Origin of the sequence: Erwinia sp. LJJL01 (assembly GCF_047300805.2) — a bacterium.
Classification (GTDB): Bacteria; Pseudomonadota; Gammaproteobacteria; order Enterobacterales; family Enterobacteriaceae; genus Erwinia; species Erwinia aphidicola.
The window spans coordinates 507,918-525,551 of sequence record NZ_CP178576.1 but is presented as its reverse complement, the minus strand read 5'-3'; the positions used below and the strand labels follow the sequence as shown (position 1 = coordinate 525,551).

14 protein-coding genes are annotated in these 17,634 nt (G+C 55.3%); 9 read left to right on the top strand and 5 right to left on the bottom strand.

Annotated elements, in window-relative coordinates:
• The first annotated feature begins 14 nt into the window (after window positions 1-14).
• Together ACLI4M_RS03195 and ypfM are read left to right on the top strand one after the other, a co-directional pair.
• A complete protein-coding gene (locus ACLI4M_RS03195) occupies window positions 15-209 on the top strand; it encodes a hypothetical protein (RefSeq protein WP_048915236.1) in 195 nt (64 codons plus the stop codon).
• 247 nt (window positions 210-456) lie between these two features.
• Window positions 457-516, top strand: a complete 60-nt coding sequence (ypfM, locus tag ACLI4M_RS03190) for a protein YpfM (RefSeq protein WP_118665656.1) — start codon at window positions 457-459, stop codon at window positions 514-516.
• Window positions 517-639: 123 nt separating this feature from the next.
• Here the strand turns inward: ypfM and acrD are convergent, their stop codons facing one another.
• Together acrD and ACLI4M_RS03180 are read right to left on the bottom strand one after the other, a co-directional pair.
• Entirely contained in the window at window positions 640-3,753 is a 3,114-nt protein-coding gene (gene acrD / locus ACLI4M_RS03185) for a multidrug efflux RND transporter permease AcrD (RefSeq protein WP_133623098.1), read from the bottom strand.
• 214 nt (window positions 3,754-3,967) lie between these two features.
• Window positions 3,968-4,603, bottom strand: a complete 636-nt coding sequence (locus tag ACLI4M_RS03180; protein WP_133623099.1) for a LuxR C-terminal-related transcriptional regulator — start codon at window positions 4,601-4,603, stop codon at window positions 3,968-3,970.
• A gap of 641 nt (window positions 4,604-5,244) precedes the next feature.
• Here ACLI4M_RS03180 and ansP point away from each other — a divergent pair.
• The 6 genes from ansP (at window position 5,245) to ACLI4M_RS03150 (ending at window position 12,261) form a co-directional block, all read left to right on the top strand.
• Window positions 5,245-6,693, top strand: a complete 1,449-nt coding sequence (gene ansP, locus ACLI4M_RS03175) for an L-asparagine permease (protein ID WP_133623100.1) — start codon at window positions 5,245-5,247, stop codon at window positions 6,691-6,693.
• Between the two features lie 130 nt (window positions 6,694-6,823).
• Window positions 6,824-7,405: a GDP-mannose pyrophosphatase NudK gene (gene nudK / locus ACLI4M_RS03170; protein ID WP_133623101.1), complete on the top strand. Its 582-nt coding sequence runs from the start codon at window positions 6,824-6,826 to the stop codon at window positions 7,403-7,405.
• Window positions 7,406-7,531: 126 nt separating this feature from the next.
• Window positions 7,532-8,623 carry a DUF1176 domain-containing protein gene (locus ACLI4M_RS03165; protein ID WP_133623102.1) on the top strand — a complete coding sequence of 364 codons (1,092 nt, stop codon included), beginning with the start codon at window positions 7,532-7,534 and terminating at the stop codon, window positions 8,621-8,623.
• A 207-nt stretch (window positions 8,624-8,830) separates the two neighbouring features.
• A complete protein-coding gene (locus ACLI4M_RS03160; protein ID WP_133623103.1) occupies window positions 8,831-11,386 on the top strand; it encodes a colicin-like bacteriocin tRNase domain-containing protein in 2,556 nt (851 codons plus the stop codon).
• Complete coding sequence (locus ACLI4M_RS03155) at window positions 11,383-11,661, top strand: hypothetical protein (protein ID WP_133623104.1); 279 nt, start codon at window positions 11,383-11,385, stop codon at window positions 11,659-11,661. Before ACLI4M_RS03160 ends, ACLI4M_RS03155 begins: the two co-directional genes overlap by 4 nt.
• 321 nt (window positions 11,662-11,982) lie before the next feature.
• Entirely contained in the window at window positions 11,983-12,261 is a 279-nt protein-coding gene (locus ACLI4M_RS03150) for a hypothetical protein (protein WP_133623105.1), read from the top strand.
• A gap of 239 nt (window positions 12,262-12,500) precedes the next feature.
• Here the strand turns inward: ACLI4M_RS03150 and tkt are convergent, their stop codons facing one another.
• From tkt to rpiB, 3 genes are all read right to left on the bottom strand, one after another.
• Entirely contained in the window at window positions 12,501-14,501 is a 2,001-nt protein-coding gene (gene tkt, locus ACLI4M_RS03145; protein ID WP_133623106.1) for a transketolase, read from the bottom strand.
• A gap of 63 nt (window positions 14,502-14,564) precedes the next feature.
• Window positions 14,565-15,515, bottom strand: coding sequence for a transaldolase (tal, locus tag ACLI4M_RS03140; RefSeq protein WP_048915243.1), 951 nt, complete (start codon window positions 15,513-15,515; stop codon window positions 14,565-14,567).
• Between the two features lie 235 nt (window positions 15,516-15,750).
• Entirely contained in the window at window positions 15,751-16,209 is a 459-nt protein-coding gene (gene rpiB, locus ACLI4M_RS03135; protein WP_048915244.1) for a ribose 5-phosphate isomerase B, read from the bottom strand.
• Between the two features lie 311 nt (window positions 16,210-16,520).
• On the opposite strand from rpiB, the gene ACLI4M_RS03130 reads away from it, so the two are divergent.
• Window positions 16,521-17,633, top strand: a complete 1,113-nt coding sequence (locus ACLI4M_RS03130) for an MDR/zinc-dependent alcohol dehydrogenase-like family protein (RefSeq protein ID WP_048915245.1) — start codon at window positions 16,521-16,523, stop codon at window positions 17,631-17,633.
• The last annotated feature ends 1 nt before the right edge of the window (window position 17,634 follow it).

Genomic DNA, 17,634 nt, shown 5'->3' with positions numbered 1-17,634 from the left:
AAAGGAGGGGAGCGATGAACTATCTTAAAGAGTCGGCGGCGCACAAGGTCGAAGAGACCCAGTCAACGATTGTACTGACGCGCAAAAAAAATTCGCGCTGTGAAGAGTTTGCCCAGATCGTCGAGGCGGTGATGAGAGAGCATCCTGATGCCAAGACGCATATCGACAGTGAAAGCGGCGGCTATGACAAAGTGATCATTCTGAAATAACTGGCCCACCCGGTGGCATTCGCGCGCCGGGTCACCTTTCTGCGGATTTGAAAAATTCCAAAACCCGGCTATATATTGACAGCCTGATAATTACCTTAGAAATCATTACCTGAGGAGTGTGCGCCAGCACACAAATTCAGCCAAACCCGATTAATCACGCTTTTACCTATGGCAGTAACTGGCCGCAATCACTTCCAATTGACTAGGAATCGTCCTAAAATGACCCCACAAAATAAGAGAGGGCATTATGATCGATTTAGAACTAGGGAACTGGAAAGACTTTATTGAAACCATGTTACGTAAGTAATGAGTTTCATTAAGAAAAGCACGGCGAGCCTGTCAACCGGCTTGATCTTCAGTATCCCAAATAAATAAAAGGCAGCCCTGTCAGGCTGCCTTTTTGCTGCGGACAATCTTCAGGGTTTGTCTCTTACAGCGGCTTCTCTTTCAGCGGGAAGCGCCTGCGCACCACCACGAAGAACAGCGGTACAAAGAAGATCGCCAGTACCGTCGCCGAAATCATCCCGCCCATCACGCCCGTCCCTACCGCATGCTGACTGCTGGAACCGGCACCGTTGCTGATGGCCATCGGCAGCACGCCGAAGATAAACGCCAGCGAGGTCATCAGAATCGGTCGCAGGCGCTGGCGTGATGCCTCCAGCGTTGATTCAATCAGATCGCCTCCGCGGGTGTTGAGATCGTTAGCGAACTCTACGATCAGAATGGCGTTTTTCGCCGACAGCCCGATCACCGTCAGCAGACCCACCTGGAAGTAAACATCGTTTTCCAGCCCGCGCAGCCAGGTGGCGACCAGCGCACCGATGACCCCCAGCGGCACCACCAGCATCACCGAGAAGGGAATCGACCAGCTCTCATACAGCGCGGCGAGGCACAGGAACACCACCAGCAGCGACAGCGCGTACAGCGCAGGAGCCTGCGCGCCGGTCATGCGCTCCTGCAGTGACGCCCCGGTCCACTGCAGGCCGATGCCGGTTGGCAGCTGGCTCACCAGCTTCTCCATTACGTCCATGGCGGCACCGTTACTGACGCCCGCGGCCGATTCACCGACAATTTCCAGCGCCGAGTAGCCGTTATAACGCTCGAGGCGCGGCGAACCGGTTTCCCAGTGGGTGGTGGCGAAGGCGGTAAACGGCACCATCTCCCCGTTGGTATTACGCACGTACCATTTACTGATGTCGTCCGGCAGCATGCGGAACTTCGCATCGGCCTGCACGTAAACTTTCTTGACGCGGCCACGGTCAAGGAAGTCATTGACGTAGGTCGAACCCCAGCCGGTTTGCAGGGTGGCGTTGATATCATCCAGCGAGACGGCCAGCGCCTGCGCCTTGCGCTGATCGATATCAATGCGCAGCTGCGGGCTGTCATCCAGACCATTGTGGCGTACGCGGGTCAGCGCAGGGTTTTTCTGCGCCATCTCCAGCAGCGTATCGCGTGCGCTCATCAGGGCGTCGTGCCCCAGCCCGGCGTGGTCCTGCAGCTCCATATCGAAGCCGGCGGAGTTACCCAGCCCGGTAATGGCCGGCGGGCTGCTGGCAATCACCCGTGCCTCCTTGATTTTACTCAAGGCTTTGGTGGCGCGTTCGATGATGGCAAAGGCGGAGTTTTCGCTGTCCTGCCGTTCTTTCCAGTCTTTCAGGCGCACAAACATACGCGCGACGTTCTGCCCGTTACCGCCCGGTCCCGAGCCGATAGTGGCAAACACCGACAGCACGTTTGTCTTCTCTTCGGTCAGGTAATACTTCTCAACTTTCTCCACCACTTTGGTGGTTTGCTGCAGCGTGGAACCCGGCGGCAGCTGGATCTGCGTGGTGAAGATACCGCGATCCTCCAGCGGCAGGAAGGAGGTAGGCAGGCGCACAAACAGCAGGGCCATAATGGCGATCAGCGCCAGGTAGAGCAGCAGCCAGCGGCCACCTTTGGCGAGAATTCTGGCGACGCCGCGCTGGTAGCGTTGCGCTTGACTGTTGAACACGCGGTTAAACCAGCCGAAGAAGCCGCGACGACCGTGGTGATGCCCCTGCGCCAGCGGTTTCAGCAGGGTGGAGCACAGGGCAGGGGTAAGGATCATCGCCACCAGTACCGACAGCACCATGGCCGAAACAATCGTCACGGAGAACTGGCGGTAAATCGCACCGGTGGTGCCGCCGAAGAAGGCCATCGGCACAAAGACTGCCGACAGCACCAGCGCAATACCCACCAGCGCTCCCTGAATCTGGCCCATTGATTTGCGCGTCGCTTCCCGCGGTGACAGACCCTCCTCACTCATGATGCGCTCAACGTTCTCCACCACCACGATGGCATCGTCCACCAGCAGGCCTATCGCCAGCACCATCGCGAACATCGTCAGGGTGTTGATGCTGTAGCCAAAGGTGTAGAGCACGCCAAAGGTGCCCAGCAGCACCACGGGAACGGCAATGGTTGGGATTAGCGTGGCGCGGAAGTTTTGCAGGAACAGGTACATCACCAGGAACACCAGCAGCACCGCTTCGAACAGGGTTTTCACCACGTCCTCAATCGAGGCTTTAACAAATGGCGTGGTCTCATAAGCGATTTCGGTTTTCAGGCCGTGCGGAAAATAGTGTGACAGCTCTTCCAGGCGGGCGCGCACCAGCTTGTCGGTTTCCATTTCGTTGGCGCCGGATGCCAGCTTGATACCGAGACCAGAAGCGGGCAGGCCATTGTAGCGGCTGAGGAAGTCATATTTTTCGGCGCCCAGTTCGACTTTTGCCACCTGGCCGAGGGTGACCACCGAGCCGTCGGTATTCACTTTTAGCGTAATTTCGCGGAACTGTTCCGGGGTTTGCAGCAGCGACTGGGAGTTGATGGTGGCGTTCAGCGCCTGACGATCAACGGAGGGCAGGCCACCGAGCTGGCCGACGGCGACCTGGCTGTTCTGCGATTCGATGGCGCTGACCACATCGGCGGTGGTCAGCGCATAGTTAATCAGCTTATCCGGGTCGAGCCAGATACGCATCGCATACTGCGAGCCGTAGGCATCCACCTGACCGACGCCGTCAATACGGCTGAGGGGATCCTGGATATTACTGGCAACGTAGTCGGAGATATCCTGCTTGTCCATGCTGCCGTCGGTGGAGACAAACGCCACCATCAGGATATTGCTGTCGCCGGTTTTATTGACGGTAACCCCCTGCGACTGCACGTCCTGCGGCAGTTTACGCAGGGCGGCCTGCAGCTGGTTCTGCACCTGCTGGCGCGCTTCATCCGGGTTGGTCCCGGCGCTAAAGGTGAGGGTGATGGTGGCCTGGCCGGTGTTACTGCTCTGCGACGACATGTACATCAGATTGTCGATGCCGGTCATGTTCTGTTCAATCACCTGAGTCACGGTGTTTTCCAGCGTTTCGGCAGAAGCACCCGGATAGTTAGCCGTAATGCGTACGTTGGGGGGAGCCAGATCGGGATACTGTTCAATCGGCAGCGAGACAATCGCCAGGCCGCCGGTTAAGCACAGCAGGATCGCCAGCACCCAGGCAAAAATGGGGCGGTCGATAAAGAAATTCGCCATCTCGAGCTCCGCAGCGTGTTATCTGAGTAAAGAATAGAAGAAAAGAGTGCCGGTATTTCCTGCGGCGTTAGGCATATTGCGTCCAGCGCGGAGCAAAATTTTTAATTTATTCAACACGCTCCGGCAGTTAATCACTTTACCTGCCCGTGTGTCAGTAATCGTGGAGAAAATGAGGAGAATATGTAAATTATCGTACGAAAGCGGCCCCGGCCAGTTACAGGTTGGCGTGCGGGCTGGATAACCAGAGCACGGTGGCGGCCACGCGTGAGTGCACGTTTAGCTTACGCAGCACATTGCGGATGTGCACCTTCACGGTCTGCTCTGAAATCGCCAGGCAGTCGGCTATCTGACGGTTCGCCAACCCGCTTGCCACCTCACGCAAGACTTCACGCTCGCGCCCGGTGAGAATACTCAGCCGATCGGCCTGCTGTACTGCGGCGCCATAAATCCCCTGCAGAGCCGCGCTCCAGGCCTTACCGCCCTGCGCAACCTTGACGATCTCTGCCAGCAGTGGCTCCGTTTCGGTGCGTTTTAGAATCACTCCCTGAACGCCGGAAGTCATCAGTGCCGAAAAGTCAGCGCACTGCTGGTTTATTAACACCGCAATCTGCGAATCGGCCGAAGCGCCGCGCAGCGCACTGATCGCATCAGGGTAGGGCATATCGCTGATTTCACGCTCCAGCAGGATCAGGGTGGGGCGCAGGCTGCGCGCTCTGCTCACCCCTTCGGCACCGCTTTTTGCCTCTACTATCAGCTTAAAACGCGGGTCTTGCGCCAGCAGGCTGTGCAGTCCGTAGCGTACCAGCGGGTGGCTTTCGATAATCAATACGCTGAAATCGTGATCTTCCATAACCTTCACTCCTTGCCTGCGGACGGCGAATTGAGGGCAACGTACTCTCATCACCCTTTCAATCAAGTGGGTAGTGTAATGCCGGCAGGGAGTTTGCAGAAGTAGCAAAAGCGGGCACTTTCACGCCCTGTTACATCAGTTGGCTTTTGACATACTTCTTGACGTTTGGCGCCAGTTGGCTGGTTTTTCGTTGACAATGCTTTAACGCTTTTACCTAACCCTCACCCTGCTTTTCATTGAACCAGGCCATAATTAACCCATCAACCGCGTTAAGTAGTGAGATTGACCGCAAGACCCCAGCATTACCCTCATCCCTGTATGTCCCTGTGTAGTACTTAGTGTTTTCACTGACCGACCGCAAATTGTGGTCGGTTTTTTTATGCGTTCTCCGACAAAAATCACAAAAGCTCACGATTTCGGTCGTGGATTTTTTGCGTCAGTTAATCAGAACGGTTAGGATGCATCGCCGCATTTTCCCTGCCTGCGTCAAGAATATAACTACAGCTGGCAGGGGAGTTGTTCAGACATGCGACAGTGTACGCAATCGTTTGGTCGGCATCTTCGAAAACAGATAAGAAAACAGGATACCCGGGACAGGTAGCCGCATCACTCTTTTGTGGACAGGACAACTAGGATAGAAAATGAAAGCTGATAAAAAATCTGGCGCAGACAAACGCGCTGCAAGAAGACGTTGGTTAAATTCTCATGATTCCGGCTACCATAAAGCTATGGACAACCGTCACGTTCAGATGATTGCCATCGGCGGCGCGATTGGTACGGGTCTGTTCCTCGGAGCAGGCGCCCGCCTGCAGGCAGCGGGGCCGGCGCTGGCGCTGGTCTATTTAGTCTGCGGTATCTTCTCCTTCTTCATTCTGCGCGCGCTTGGCGAACTGGTACTGCACCGCCCGTCAAGCGGCAGCTTCGTCTCCTACTCCCGTGAGTTCCTCGGTGAAAAAGCCTCTTACGTGGCGGGCTGGATGTACTTCGTCAACTGGGCGATGACCGGGATTGTGGATATCACCGCCGTGGCGCTCTACATGCACTACTGGGGCGCGTTTGGTGATGTGCCGCAATGGGTGTTTGCCCTTGGCGCGCTGGCCATTGTCGGCACGATGAATATGATCGGCGTGAAGTGGTTCGCCGAAATGGAGTTCTGGTTTGCGCTGATTAAAGTGCTGGCGATCGTGATTTTCCTGGTGGTCGGTGTGGTGTTCCTCGGCAGCGGCAAGCCGCTGGACGGTAACGCGACCGGCTTCCATCTGATCAGCGACAACGGCGGCTTCTTCCCCAATGGTCTGATGCCGGCGCTGGTGCTGGTGCAGGGGGTGGTGTTTGCCTTTGCCTCAATTGAGCTGGTGGGCACCGCCGCGGGGGAGTGTAAAGACCCGAAAACCATGCTGCCAAAAGCGATCAACAGCGTGATCTGGCGTATTGGCCTGTTCTACGTCGGCTCGGTAGTGCTGCTGGTGCTGCTGCTGCCGTGGAATGCCTATCAGGCCGGTCAAAGTCCGTTCGTGACCTTCTTTACCAAGCTGGGCGTGCCTTACGTCGGCAGCATTATGAATATCGTGGTACTGAGCGCAGCGCTTTCCAGCCTGAACTCCGGCCTCTATTCAACCGGGCGTATCCTGCGCTCGATGTCGATGGGCGGATCTGCGCCGAAGTTCATGTCGAAAATGAGCGGCCAGCAGGTGCCTTATATGGGGATTCTGGTCACCATCGGCGTATACATCATCGGCGTGTACCTGAACTACGTGGTGCCATCGCGCGTGTTTGAGATCGTACTGAACGTTGCGGCGCTGGGGATTATCTCTTCCTGGGCATTTATCGTGGTGTGCCAGATGCGCCTGCGTAAAGCGATCAAAGAGGGTAAAGCGGAAGATGTGAGCTTTAAAATGCCGTGGGCGCCGTTTACCTCCTGGCTGACGCTGCTGTTCCTGGCCAGCGTGCTGGTGCTGATGGCGTTTGACTACCCGAACGGCACCTACACCATTGCGGCTATCCCGCTGATTGCCGTGGTGCTGGTACTGGGCTGGTTTGGCGCCCGCAAGCGTGTGAATGCGCTGGCGCAGGAAGAACATAACCACTAATCGCCATCGGCGAAGTGCTCAGGTCATCACGGTAAGGGTCAGGCATGCCTGACCCTTTGTCTTTCAGATAGTTTTCCCTCGCGTTGCGTTCTAAGATGGCAGACTCCCGATTCATCTCAACGGAGCCTGTATGTCAGCCAAGATCGACGTCATCAAAAATAAAATCCTGTCAGAAAACTGGTTCACCCTGCGCAACTTTACCTACGAGATCACCGCGAAGGACGGCTCCACCCTCCGCCACAAGCGCGAAGTGTACGATCGTGGCAACGGCGCCACTATCCTGCTGTACAACCGCGATAAAAACAGCGTGGTGCTGACGCGTCAGTTCCGCATTGCCACCTGGGTTAACGGCAATCCCAGCGGCATGCTGATTGAAGCCTGTGCCGGGCTGCTTGATGATGATTCGCCAGAAGACTGCATCCGTAAAGAAGCCATTGAAGAGACCGGTTACGCGGTGGGCGAAGTCGAAAAGCTGTATGAGCTCTACATGTCGCCGGGCGGCGTGACCGAGCTGATCCACTTTTTTGCCGCGGAATATAGCTATGCCCAGCGCGATAACGCCGGGGGCGGGGTAGAGGATGAGGATATCGACGTGCTGGAAGTGACCTTCCCGCAAGCCTGGGCGATGGTCAAAGATGGCCGCATCAAAGATGGTAAAACGGTAACCCTGTTACAGCATGCCCTGATTGAAGGCTGGCTGCGTCTGAGTTGAATCTGACCACGACTGTCCGATAAATCCGATTGAGGCCCCGGGCGCAGCAACGCATGATGGAATCAGTGCACAGATCGTCTGTGCTAATATTCTTCTTTGCCTCACATCACCGGGACCCCTCGATCAATGCCTTACTGGACGAAATGGTCAGTGCTGCCCCTGTTTTTGTTTGCGGCAGCGTTGCAGGCCCAGCCGTTACAGAAGACTTTTTCTGACTGGCAGATTACCTGCAACAACCTCAACAGCTGCGAAGCGCGCAGTTTCCCTGGCGATAACGGGCTGGCAATGACGCTGGAGCGTGCGGCGGGGAATAATGCCCAGGCCGAGCTGCGCATCGATTATGGCAACCGCTACAGTGGCGAACTGACGGGCGGCGCGCTGCGCGACAACCTGCTGCTGGATGGACGACGGCTGCAGCTCGACCTTAAACACTGGGATGTGGAGCCGCACCACCTGCTGACCCATCACGCTATCTCTATCGATGAATTCCTCGCTCAGGTGATGGATGCCGATGCCATCCAGCTGCTCTACCGGGCGGATGCCACGGTGTCGCTGCACGGCCTGAAGGCGGCGCTGCTGCTGATGGATGAGGTGCAGGGGCGCGTCAACGGTGCCAGTGCCTGGATTAAGCGTGGCGACCGCGCCGCCTGGGATGTACCGCCGGTGCCGGCGCTGCCGCAGGTTGCCCCGCCGCCGCGCCCGCCGCTGGCACTGACGCACGATGAAACCAGCGGGCTGATCGATTTCGGCACCTGGCGGGTTAACAGCGATAGCTGTTCGCTTAATCCGCAGCGGCGCGAGGTCAGCGTTTCTCCCTTGAACGATGAGAAGGCACTGCTGCTGGTGAGCTGTGAAATGGGGGCGTATAACACCATCGATCTCGCGTTTGAAGTGACGCGCAGCCAGCCTTATGTCTCCAAAAGCGTCACGCTGACGCTGCCGTTCGCACCGCCCGAGCAGAGCAGTAAACAGCTGGAGCTGGTCAATGCTGACTTCGATGCTGCACGCGGTGAGCTGCTGACCTACAGTAAGGATCGCGGCCTCGGCGACTGCGGTGTGGCGACCCGCTGGCAGTATAATGGTCGCGAGTTTGTGCTGGCGGAATACGCCCAGGAGAGCACCTGTGACGCCTGGCATAGCAGCGACCAGTGGCCGACGCTGTGGGTCAGCAATAATACGCCACCGCCCGCGACTGCCAGCGTGGAGATGCAGCCTTAACGTTCTTTTCTTTATTCCCCGCTTAATTTCGTGCAGCCCATTGATGTGTCATGGGCTGCACGCCTGCGTCTGCTTATCCCCGCCCTGAAACTCTGTTGATATTAACGCTCTGAAGTACTGAGCACCTGGCTATTCACTTTCTCATTTTTCAAACCAGATAACTGGAAGGGCTGTTCACACCGCAAAGACGCGGGACATGGAGTAAAGATGAAAGGAAATAGAATAAAGTTTTATTGCGGGCATGCAGGTATTCATTCCCAGGATGGGGGAATTACCTTTACTGCCGGGCTTACCGCTATTACCTCTAATGATGGTCCGGGGTGGGGCAATACCACCGATCCCGGTGGTCACACGATCCATCATTATACCGGCGGCAAAGGGGGTAATTCACATAATACCGGTAATGCGGGCGGAAATGGGGGGAGTCATACTTCATCATCAGAAGATGATTTGAAAAGTCACCCAGAATTACAGGCGATGATGTTGCCCGGCGTGCCGATGTCGCTGGCTGTTATTAGCGGCGGATGGGGAACCACGCTGAATACCAGCACTTCTGTCAGTGCGGCGATGGATGAGGCTTTAGCCCGACTTGGAGCGTTGGCCGTGGATGCTTTACCCTACGCGGGGCGTCTGGCGGGCATGGTGGTTGGCATGTTGATCCCTTCCTCGCTCAGTGGTAATGACATGGTGTCGGTGGTCGATACTTTGCCCGCAGGCCTGCTGACTAAAGAAACGATTACCACCCAGCCAGCCGTCAGGACTCAGTTACGGATTCAGGATGTCATTGTTGATGGTAAGCAACAGCTGGCGCTGGTGAAGCCTGCTCCGGCGCAGTCTCAGGTCAAAGTTGTGCAGGCGACGGCAACCAGCCGACCGGGGGTATTTACCGCCAGCGTGGTGCCGGGTAAACCCGCTCTGACGATTAAAATTGATACCTCTCCGGCAAAAAATGTCACGCCCAGCAGCTCGAAAACCGTCACCGCCAGCACGCCTGCCAGTGTTGAACTGCTACACGCGGTGCCGGGCAATCAGACTCACGATGCCATCATCTCCTTTCCGGTTGGCAGCCATATTGCCCCGATCTATGTCACGGTCACACCCGCTCTGCCGCAAAAACAGCTGGATGAAAAAAAGCAGCAGTTAGCGGCGCAGCAGGCCGCCTGGGATAAACAGCATCCCGGCGAGACGCTGCAGATGAGGCTGAAGCTGGCACGTAGCGATCGCGAAACGTGCGTCAGAGCGCTGGCGGCAACCAGAGCGCAGCAGCAGCGCTGGGCGCAGGAGCTTGACCAGGCCAGGGCGACATCGAAAACGAGCCAGGCGACGATAGACCAGATAGCCGCTGAGATGATCGACAAATTTTACCAGACCCTGACTGGAAAAATGACGCTGGCGCAGTTCAAGACACTTTATGAGGAGAAACAAAAGATTGTCGAATCGTTGAAGGCGCAGCATGACAACGCTCCGGCAGAGATTTTCCTCGCCCAGGCTAAGCTGGCTGTCATTGCACCAAAGCTTGAGTTACTAAATCAGACTAAAGTCGCTGCCGATAAGACGCTAGGGCTGCTGCTGCAACAGTTACGCGACAGCGCTAACAAACAGTTGGCGGGCGCGAATGTTTTCCCGCTGCGCGGCTACGGCAGCAACACGCCGCCGGGATTTAGCTATCTGGGTAATGGTTACGCCGGGCCGACGGCGGCGCAGTCCGCTGCCTACGCGCAAAACCTGCTGGCGGCGGCTGCACGGCTAAAACCGCAGCCGCACGGGGATGTCAACATCACCACCACCGGGCTGGAGCTGGATACCCAGGCGTTATGGCAGTCCGGCAAGCTCAGCAGCACGGATTTCAGTCAGGTATTTCTGGCGGCGATTTCCCCGGTAGTGATTGGCCTGACGGACACTGGCGCACTGCGGGCCGCAGTGGGTAAAAGCGTCAATACGTCTCTACGCGGGCAGCTGGCGGTGTATGCGGGCGCGGCATTTTTGCAGCTGGTCAGAACGCAGACGCCGCAGCCGCTGCGCGTGCTGTCAGCCACCCTCGATCCGCAGAGTGACTACTACCAGTTCACGCTGCCTGCCGATATCGCGGCGGGGCAGCCGCAGATCCTGGTCAGCCCGGCAAACGCCCCCGGTGTGAACGGCCTGATTGTGCTGGATGGTCCGGCGCCGTTGCCGGGCGCGTTTATTCATACCGGCGGCAATATCACCAATCTGCCTGCGCTGAGCGCCACGGTGCTGCCGCTGCCCGCGGTGCAAAGCTGGCGCGACTTTATCCTGGTGTTCCCGGACGGTTCCGGCATTCAGCCGCTGTATGTCATGTTGCATAGCCCCTATGGGGAGTGGAATACCCAAGGTAAATACAGTGGCCGTAAATATAACAGCGAAAAGTGCGGTGGGCCGATACGCGACCTTGACTGGCGCACGGCAGATATTGATGCTGCTGGAGTGGAGCTGGTGAAAATACACGTGAAGCGTTTTGGTGCATCATCGGGTAATGATGTAATGGTGCAACGTTTAACGGATATTACTGGTGGCAAGATCGCCGCCACGGATACCGATAAACGTTTTTACACTCATGAAATTCGCGAGCTTGAGCGCTACCGTGCGTTGGGCTATGCCGATAACGAAACGGATGGTGTAACATGGAATAATACCCACTCGGCAACTCTTGAAGATTATAAAATTTCTGATAAGGGTAATGATCTTTATACAAATGAGGCATTGGATGCTTTCGAAAGAGAAGAGGAGGAGATAAAGAAATGATTGACCTTAAAAGTTTGATTGAAAATGAATCTTTAGCAGATGTTGCCTGTGCATTGGCTGGAAGTGGAGGCGAGCAAGTTTTTTCCTACGTAAGTTTAGATCGACTTTATAGTAGATATAAATTTGAAGTTATTCAAAGTTTTGAGTTTCAAAATACATTGGGGGTGTTGATTGAAAAGCAAATTCTTAATATGTCATCCACAATGGGCCTTTCACGTGGTATTAACTGGAAGATGCCTCAGTGTCGTAAGGATAAAAAATATGGCTTTGAATGAGTTTATATAAATTCAGCATTATTTGACTAACAGAACCCCCGTAGTACCATTTAGTTTAAATCGCCCCAAAGGGGGCGATTTTTTTGTGATTTATTTTGAGGAGATTGTTCACTCTTTCCCATAAAATTTCTACACCCATGAAATCCGCGAGCTGGAGCGTTACCGGGCGCTGGGCTATGCGGATAACGAAACGGATGATGAGGTATGGAACAATACCCATTCGGCAACGCTGGAGGATTATAAGCTTGCTGATAAGGTTTTGAATTTCTATACACAAGAATCCCTGGATGCAGATCTTAAGGACGAGTTGGAGAGAAATAAATGATTGATGTAAAATCTCTTATTACGAACGAAACTATAGCTGATGTAGCATGTTGTCTGGCAGGTACTGGAAGTGAACGTACAGTATCTTACATTTTTTTGGATAGGCTTTACTCGCAATATAACCCCAAGGTGCATGAAACTCGAGAATTTCGTGAGGCTATTCGCCAATTGGTTGATAAACAAATTCTGGATATGTCTCCTCAAATGGGCCTTTCACGTGGTATTAACTGGAAAATGCCTCAGTGTCGTAAGGATAAAAAATATGGCTTTGAGTGATCAATTCCTGCGATATTTTGAACTGTTCAATCTGCGCTAAGCAGAAAAGCCGCCCAATGGTGTTTTGCTGCTTTTTTCACAAGAAGTCTGGTGTTTCTCTCTGCGCAGGAATATATTTCCTCCCGCTGCTCTGCCTGTCTTTTCCTGCAGGACATGTGAACAATAATGTCTGCTAACATGATTGTTCACACCATAAAAAAACCGCCTTGCGGCGGTTTTTTTTCACACTTATTTCGCTATCAGTGTGGTTTCAGCAGCGCTTCGGCATGGCTGACGATGTTTTCCACCGTAAAGCCAAATTCCGGGAACAGCTTATCAGCGGGAGCCGACTCACCAAATCCGGTCATGCCAACAATAGCGCCGTTCAGGCCGACATATTTATACCAGTAGTCAGCAATACCGGCTTCCACCGCGACGCGTTTCGTCACGCCGGAAGGCAGTACGGATTCACGGTAGGCGGCATCCTGCGCGTCGAACAGGTCGGTAGAGGGCAGGGAGACCACGCGTACTTTGTGGCCGCTGGCCGTCAGCTTAGCGGCTGCGCCCAGGGTAATCTCCACCTCGGAACCGGTGGCGATCAGGATCACTTCCGGCGTGCCGTCGCTGTCTTTCAGTACATAGCCACCGCGTGAGATATTCTCCAGCTGCGCTTGAGTACGCTCCGGCTGCGCCAGGTTCTGACGCGAGAGGATCAGCGCGGTTGGGCCGTGATGGCGCTCGACGGCATGCTTCCACGCCACGGCGGTTTCTACCTGGTCGCACGGGCGCCAGACGCTCATATTCGGCGTGACGCGCAGGCTGGCCAGCTGCTCGACCGGCTGGTGGGTTGGACCATCTTCGCCCAGGCCGATGGAGTCGTGGGTATAGACCATAATCTGGCGCGCCTTCATCAGCGCCGCCATACGCACCGCGTTACGCGCATACTCCACAAACATCAGGAAGGTGGCGGTATAGGGAATAAAGCCACCGTGATGGGCCAGGCCGTTGGCAATTGCCGTCATCCCGAACTCGCGCACGCCGTAGTGGATATAGTTACCGGCAAAGTCCTCTTTGATCGACTTCGAGCCGGACCAGATGGTCAGGTTACTCGGTGCCAGGTCAGCGGAGCCGCCCAGGAACTCTTTCAGCAGCGGACCGTAGGCTTCCAGCGCGTTTTGTGAGGCTTTACGGCTGGCGATTTTCTGTGGGTTAGCCTGCAGCTGTTCAATGTATTTCTGGGTCTCTGCCTGCCAGTTATCCGGCATGCCGCCATCCATACGGCGAGTAAATTCTGCCGCCAGTTCCGGGTGCGCAGCCTGATAGGCGGCGAACTTTTCGTTCCAGCTTTTCTCGTGTTTCGCACCGGCTTCTTTCGCATCCCACTGCGCATAAATCTCTTTCGGGATCTCAAACGGCGGGTAGTTCCAGCCCAGTTCTTTGCGCGCCAGCGCCACTTCTTCCACGCCCAGCGCAGCACCGTGCGACTCTTCCTTACCGGCTTTATTCGGTGAACCGAAGCCGATAATGGTTTTACAGATGATCAGCGACGGTTTATCGGTGACGCTCTGCGCCTCTTTGATCGCCGCGGCAATGGCGTCCGGGTTATGGCCGTCGATGTCGTGGATCACATGCCAGTGATAGGCTTCAAAGCGTTTCGCCGTGTCGTCAGTAAACCAGCCGTCGGTTTCACCATCAATCGAGATGCCGTTATGGTCATAGAAACCAATCAGCTTGCCAAGGCCGAGCGTACCCGCCAGAGAACTGACTTCATGGGAGATGCCTTCCATCAGGCAGCCATCGCCCATAAATACGTAGGTGAAGTGGTCGACAATTTCGTGGTCAGGGCGGTTGAACTGGGCGCCCAGCGTGCGTTCGGCGATCGCCATCCCCACCGCATTGGCCAGACCCTGGCCCAGCGGGCCGGTGGTGGTTTCCACGCCCGGCGTATAGCCGATTTCCGGGTGACCCGGGGTTTTGGAGTGCAGCTGACGGAAGTTTTTCAGCTCTTCTATCGGCAGGTCGTAGCCGCTGAGGTGCAGCAGGCTGTAAAGCAGCATCGAGGCGTGACCGTTGGAGAGGATAAAGCGGTCGCGGTCGGCCCATGTTGGGTTGGCCGGGTTGTGATGCAGGAATTCACGCCACAGCACTTCCGCAATATCCGCCATGCCCATCGGTGCGCCAGGGTGGCCGGAATTGGCTTTTTGCACGGCGTCCATACTCAGTGCGCGGATTGCGTTAGCCAGTTCTCTACGTTGAGACATAATTTTCTCCCGAAAGTGGTGGAGGCGGGCCAGTGGCCCGCCTTAATAGAGGGTGTAAAGAGGTTACAGCTTAGCGGCGAGCACATCTTCCAGCTTCTGCTGGTCGACGGCGAACTGACGAATACCTTCCGCCAGTTTTTCTACTGCCATTGGGTCCTGATTGTGTTCCCAGCGGAATTCAGATTCAGACAGCGAGGCTGGCTGATGGAAAGCTTCGGTTGATGGGGTCAGCTTGCGCTCCAGCGGCGCGTTGCTGGCCTGCAGTTCTTCCAGCAGATTAGGGGAGATGGTCAGGCGGTCACAGCCTGCCAGCGCAACAATTTGCTCGGTCTTACGGAAGCTGGCACCCATGATCACGGTGTTGTAGCGGTGCTGCTTATAGTATTCGTAGATCTTACGTACCGACTGCACGCCTGGATCTTCATCCACGTTATACGGGTCCAGCGGCTTGCGGCTGTTGTACCAGTCGTAGATACGGCCAACAAACGGGGAGATCAGGAACACGCCCGCTTCGGCACAGGCACGGGCCTGGGCGAAGGAGAACAGCAGCGTCAGGTTACACTGGATGCCGTTCTTCTCCAGCTCTTCCGCCGCTTTGATGCCTTCCCAGGTGGAAGCCAGTTTGATCAGGATGCGCGAGCGGTCAATGCCGTTCTCTTCATACATTCTTACCAGCTTCTCGGCTTTGGTCACGCACATACCGCGGTCAAAGGAGAGGCGCGCATCCACCTCGGTAGAAACACGGCCGGGAACGCTTTTCAGAATTTCCATACCGAGGTTGATGGCGACTTTGTCGCTGGCGTTAATGATCTGGGTCTCTTTGCTGCCGCCCTGTTTTTTGGCGTAGTCGATGGCGTCAGTAATCAGATGCTTATAAGAGTCGAGGCCGGAGGCTTTCAGGATCAGAGACGGGTTAGTGGTCGCATCCTGCGGGTGGTAGTTACGAATCGATTCAATATCACCACTGTCTGCCACCACGGTGGTGAATTGTTTTAGTGCGTCTAGCTGGTTCATCTCTTTAAGCTCCTTGAATACCCTTGATACTTCAGGTTGCACAGGCGCTAAGTGCCTGCCTGCAACCCCAACTATTTTGGGTGTAACGATGATAAGAAAAATATCTCAGGCGGATCACAGTGCATCAGGCGCTGTCGAATAGGAATGCGCTTTTTCTGATTGTTGCAATGGGCCCGCCCAATGGGTGATGCCTTATCACTCTTAGCGGAAGTTTACGCCATCGCGGCGCTGACCTTTAACCGCCTGTAAGCTGCTCGTAGTAACCAATTCTTTCGATTTTAGGCGCCGAACGGCCCCCTTCAAATTCGGCTTTAAGCCAGGCTGCCACAATGGATTTTGCCAGCTCCAGCCCAATTACGCGGGCGCCCAACGTGATGATTTGCGCGTTATTGCTTTTACGCGCGCGCTCAGCTGAGTAAGTGTCATGACACTGAGCGGCGCGGATGCCGGGCACTTTATTCGCCGTGATACTCATTCCTATGCCCGTACCGCACACCAGGATGCCACGTTGATGCCGGCCAGTCTTGATGGCTTGTGCCACTGTCCAGGCAATATCAGGGTAGGCGCAACCGCTCTCCTGCTGCATGTCAGCACTGTAATCAGTGGTGGCAAAGCCCGCCTGCTGCAGGTAGTTGACCAGGATGTTTTTTAACTCAATGGCGGCATCATCAGCGCCAATTGCAATAGAAAGCATAGCAGATCTCCAAAATAACGTGACGGAAGCGGCGCGATCCCTGGGATCGCACCGGCACAGAAGTACCCTAATCGCAATAAAACAAATGTTCAATAGAAGTTCATTTGATTATTTGTTTTCTGGCTGTTCACAAAAATAAAATAGGGTCTTGTCACATATTCAGGATCTGAAAACGAGTGCTGACCCACTAATTACGCGTTTTATGCACCAAATCACAATTTAAGCTCTCTCCGGTTGGCTTATCCATAAGCCCTGCGTACTGTTCAATTGTTACTTGGATGTGTAAATGATCAAACGTTGAGGAGAGGATTATGTGCCAGCAGTGTGAAGTGCAGAACCGCCGTAAAGAGGGAATTCCGTCACGGATGAAGGCTGTTGTGGCATTTGCGCCCGGAGACTACCGCCTGCAGGAAGTGGAGGTGCCGTCCATTGGCCCAGGTGAAATTCTGGTGAAGGTTGAGGCTTGCGGGATATGCGCAGGCGATGTCAAAGCCTGGGAGGGCGCGCCGAGCTTCTGGGGCGATGACAAGCAGCCTGCCTATATTAAGGCGCCAATGATCCCCGGCCATGAATTTATTGGTCATGTCGTGGCGCTGGCCGACGATGTTGAACAGTTTGCGCTGGGCGATCGGGTAATCTCCGAGCAGATTGTGCCGTGCTGGGGCTGCCGTTTCTGCAACCGCGGTCAGTACTGGATGTGTGAAAAACACGATCTGTACGGTTTCCAGAACAACGTCAATGGCGGTATGGCGCAGTATATGAAGTTCACCAAAGAGGCGATCAACTACCACGTGCCCGCTGAGCTGCCAATTGAAGATGCCATTCTGATTGAGCCTTACGCCTGTTCGTTCCACGCCGTGCAGCGTGCCAACATCAAGCTGGGCGATGTGGTGGTGCTGGCAGGAGCGGGGACGCTGGGCCTGGGAATGATCGGGGCAATCAAGAAATCCGGCCCGGCGAAACTGGTGGTGCTGGACCTTTCTGACGACCGTCTGGAACTGGCAAAGCGCTTCGGCGCCGATATTGTGATTAACCCCGCGCGTCAGGACGCGGAGAAAATCGTTAAGGAGATGACTGAAGGATACGGCTGCGACATCTATATCGAAGCGACCGGTGCAGGAAAATCTGTTGAGCAGGGGCTGGCGATGATCCGCAAGCTCGGCACGTTCGTCGAATTCTCGGTATTCAAAGATCCGGTCAGTATCGACTGGAGCATTATCAGCGATCGCAAAGAGCTTGACGTGCTCGGTTCCCACCTTGGTCCTTACTGTTACCCGCTGGTCATTGAGGGCATTCGTGACGGATCGCTGCCGACCCGTGGCGTGGTGACACACACCTTGCCGCTTGAACGTTTTGCTGAAGGATTTGACCTGATGAAGCGCGGTGTTGATTCCATCAAAGTGGTGCTCAATCCCAATCTTTAAA

What these genes read in the sequence shown, in the direction of transcription:
- ACLI4M_RS03195 (WP_048915236.1), top strand. Translation starts at nt 15, where the DNA reads ATGAACTATCTTAAAGAGTCGGCGGCGCACAAGGTCGAAGAGACCCAG.
- acrD (WP_133623098.1), bottom strand. Translation starts at nt 3,753, where the DNA reads ATGGCGAATTTCTTTATCGACCGCCCCATTTTTGCCTGGGTGCTGGCG.
- ACLI4M_RS03180 (WP_133623099.1), bottom strand. Translation starts at nt 4,603, where the DNA reads ATGGAAGATCACGATTTCAGCGTATTGATTATCGAAAGCCACCCGCTG.
- ansP (WP_133623100.1), top strand. Translation starts at nt 5,245, where the DNA reads ATGAAAGCTGATAAAAAATCTGGCGCAGACAAACGCGCTGCAAGAAGA.
- nudK (WP_133623101.1), top strand. Translation starts at nt 6,824, where the DNA reads ATGTCAGCCAAGATCGACGTCATCAAAAATAAAATCCTGTCAGAAAAC.
- ACLI4M_RS03165 (WP_133623102.1), top strand. Translation starts at nt 7,532, where the DNA reads ATGCCTTACTGGACGAAATGGTCAGTGCTGCCCCTGTTTTTGTTTGCG.
- ACLI4M_RS03160 (WP_133623103.1), top strand. Translation starts at nt 8,831, where the DNA reads ATGAAAGGAAATAGAATAAAGTTTTATTGCGGGCATGCAGGTATTCAT.
- ACLI4M_RS03155 (WP_133623104.1), top strand. Translation starts at nt 11,383, where the DNA reads ATGATTGACCTTAAAAGTTTGATTGAAAATGAATCTTTAGCAGATGTT.
- ACLI4M_RS03150 (WP_133623105.1), top strand. Translation starts at nt 11,983, where the DNA reads ATGATTGATGTAAAATCTCTTATTACGAACGAAACTATAGCTGATGTA.
- tkt (WP_133623106.1), bottom strand. Translation starts at nt 14,501, where the DNA reads ATGTCTCAACGTAGAGAACTGGCTAACGCAATCCGCGCACTGAGTATG.
- tal (WP_048915243.1), bottom strand. Translation starts at nt 15,515, where the DNA reads ATGAACCAGCTAGACGCACTAAAACAATTCACCACCGTGGTGGCAGAC.
- rpiB (WP_048915244.1), bottom strand. Translation starts at nt 16,209, where the DNA reads ATGCTTTCTATTGCAATTGGCGCTGATGATGCCGCCATTGAGTTAAAA.
- ACLI4M_RS03130 (WP_048915245.1), top strand. Translation starts at nt 16,521, where the DNA reads ATGTGCCAGCAGTGTGAAGTGCAGAACCGCCGTAAAGAGGGAATTCCG.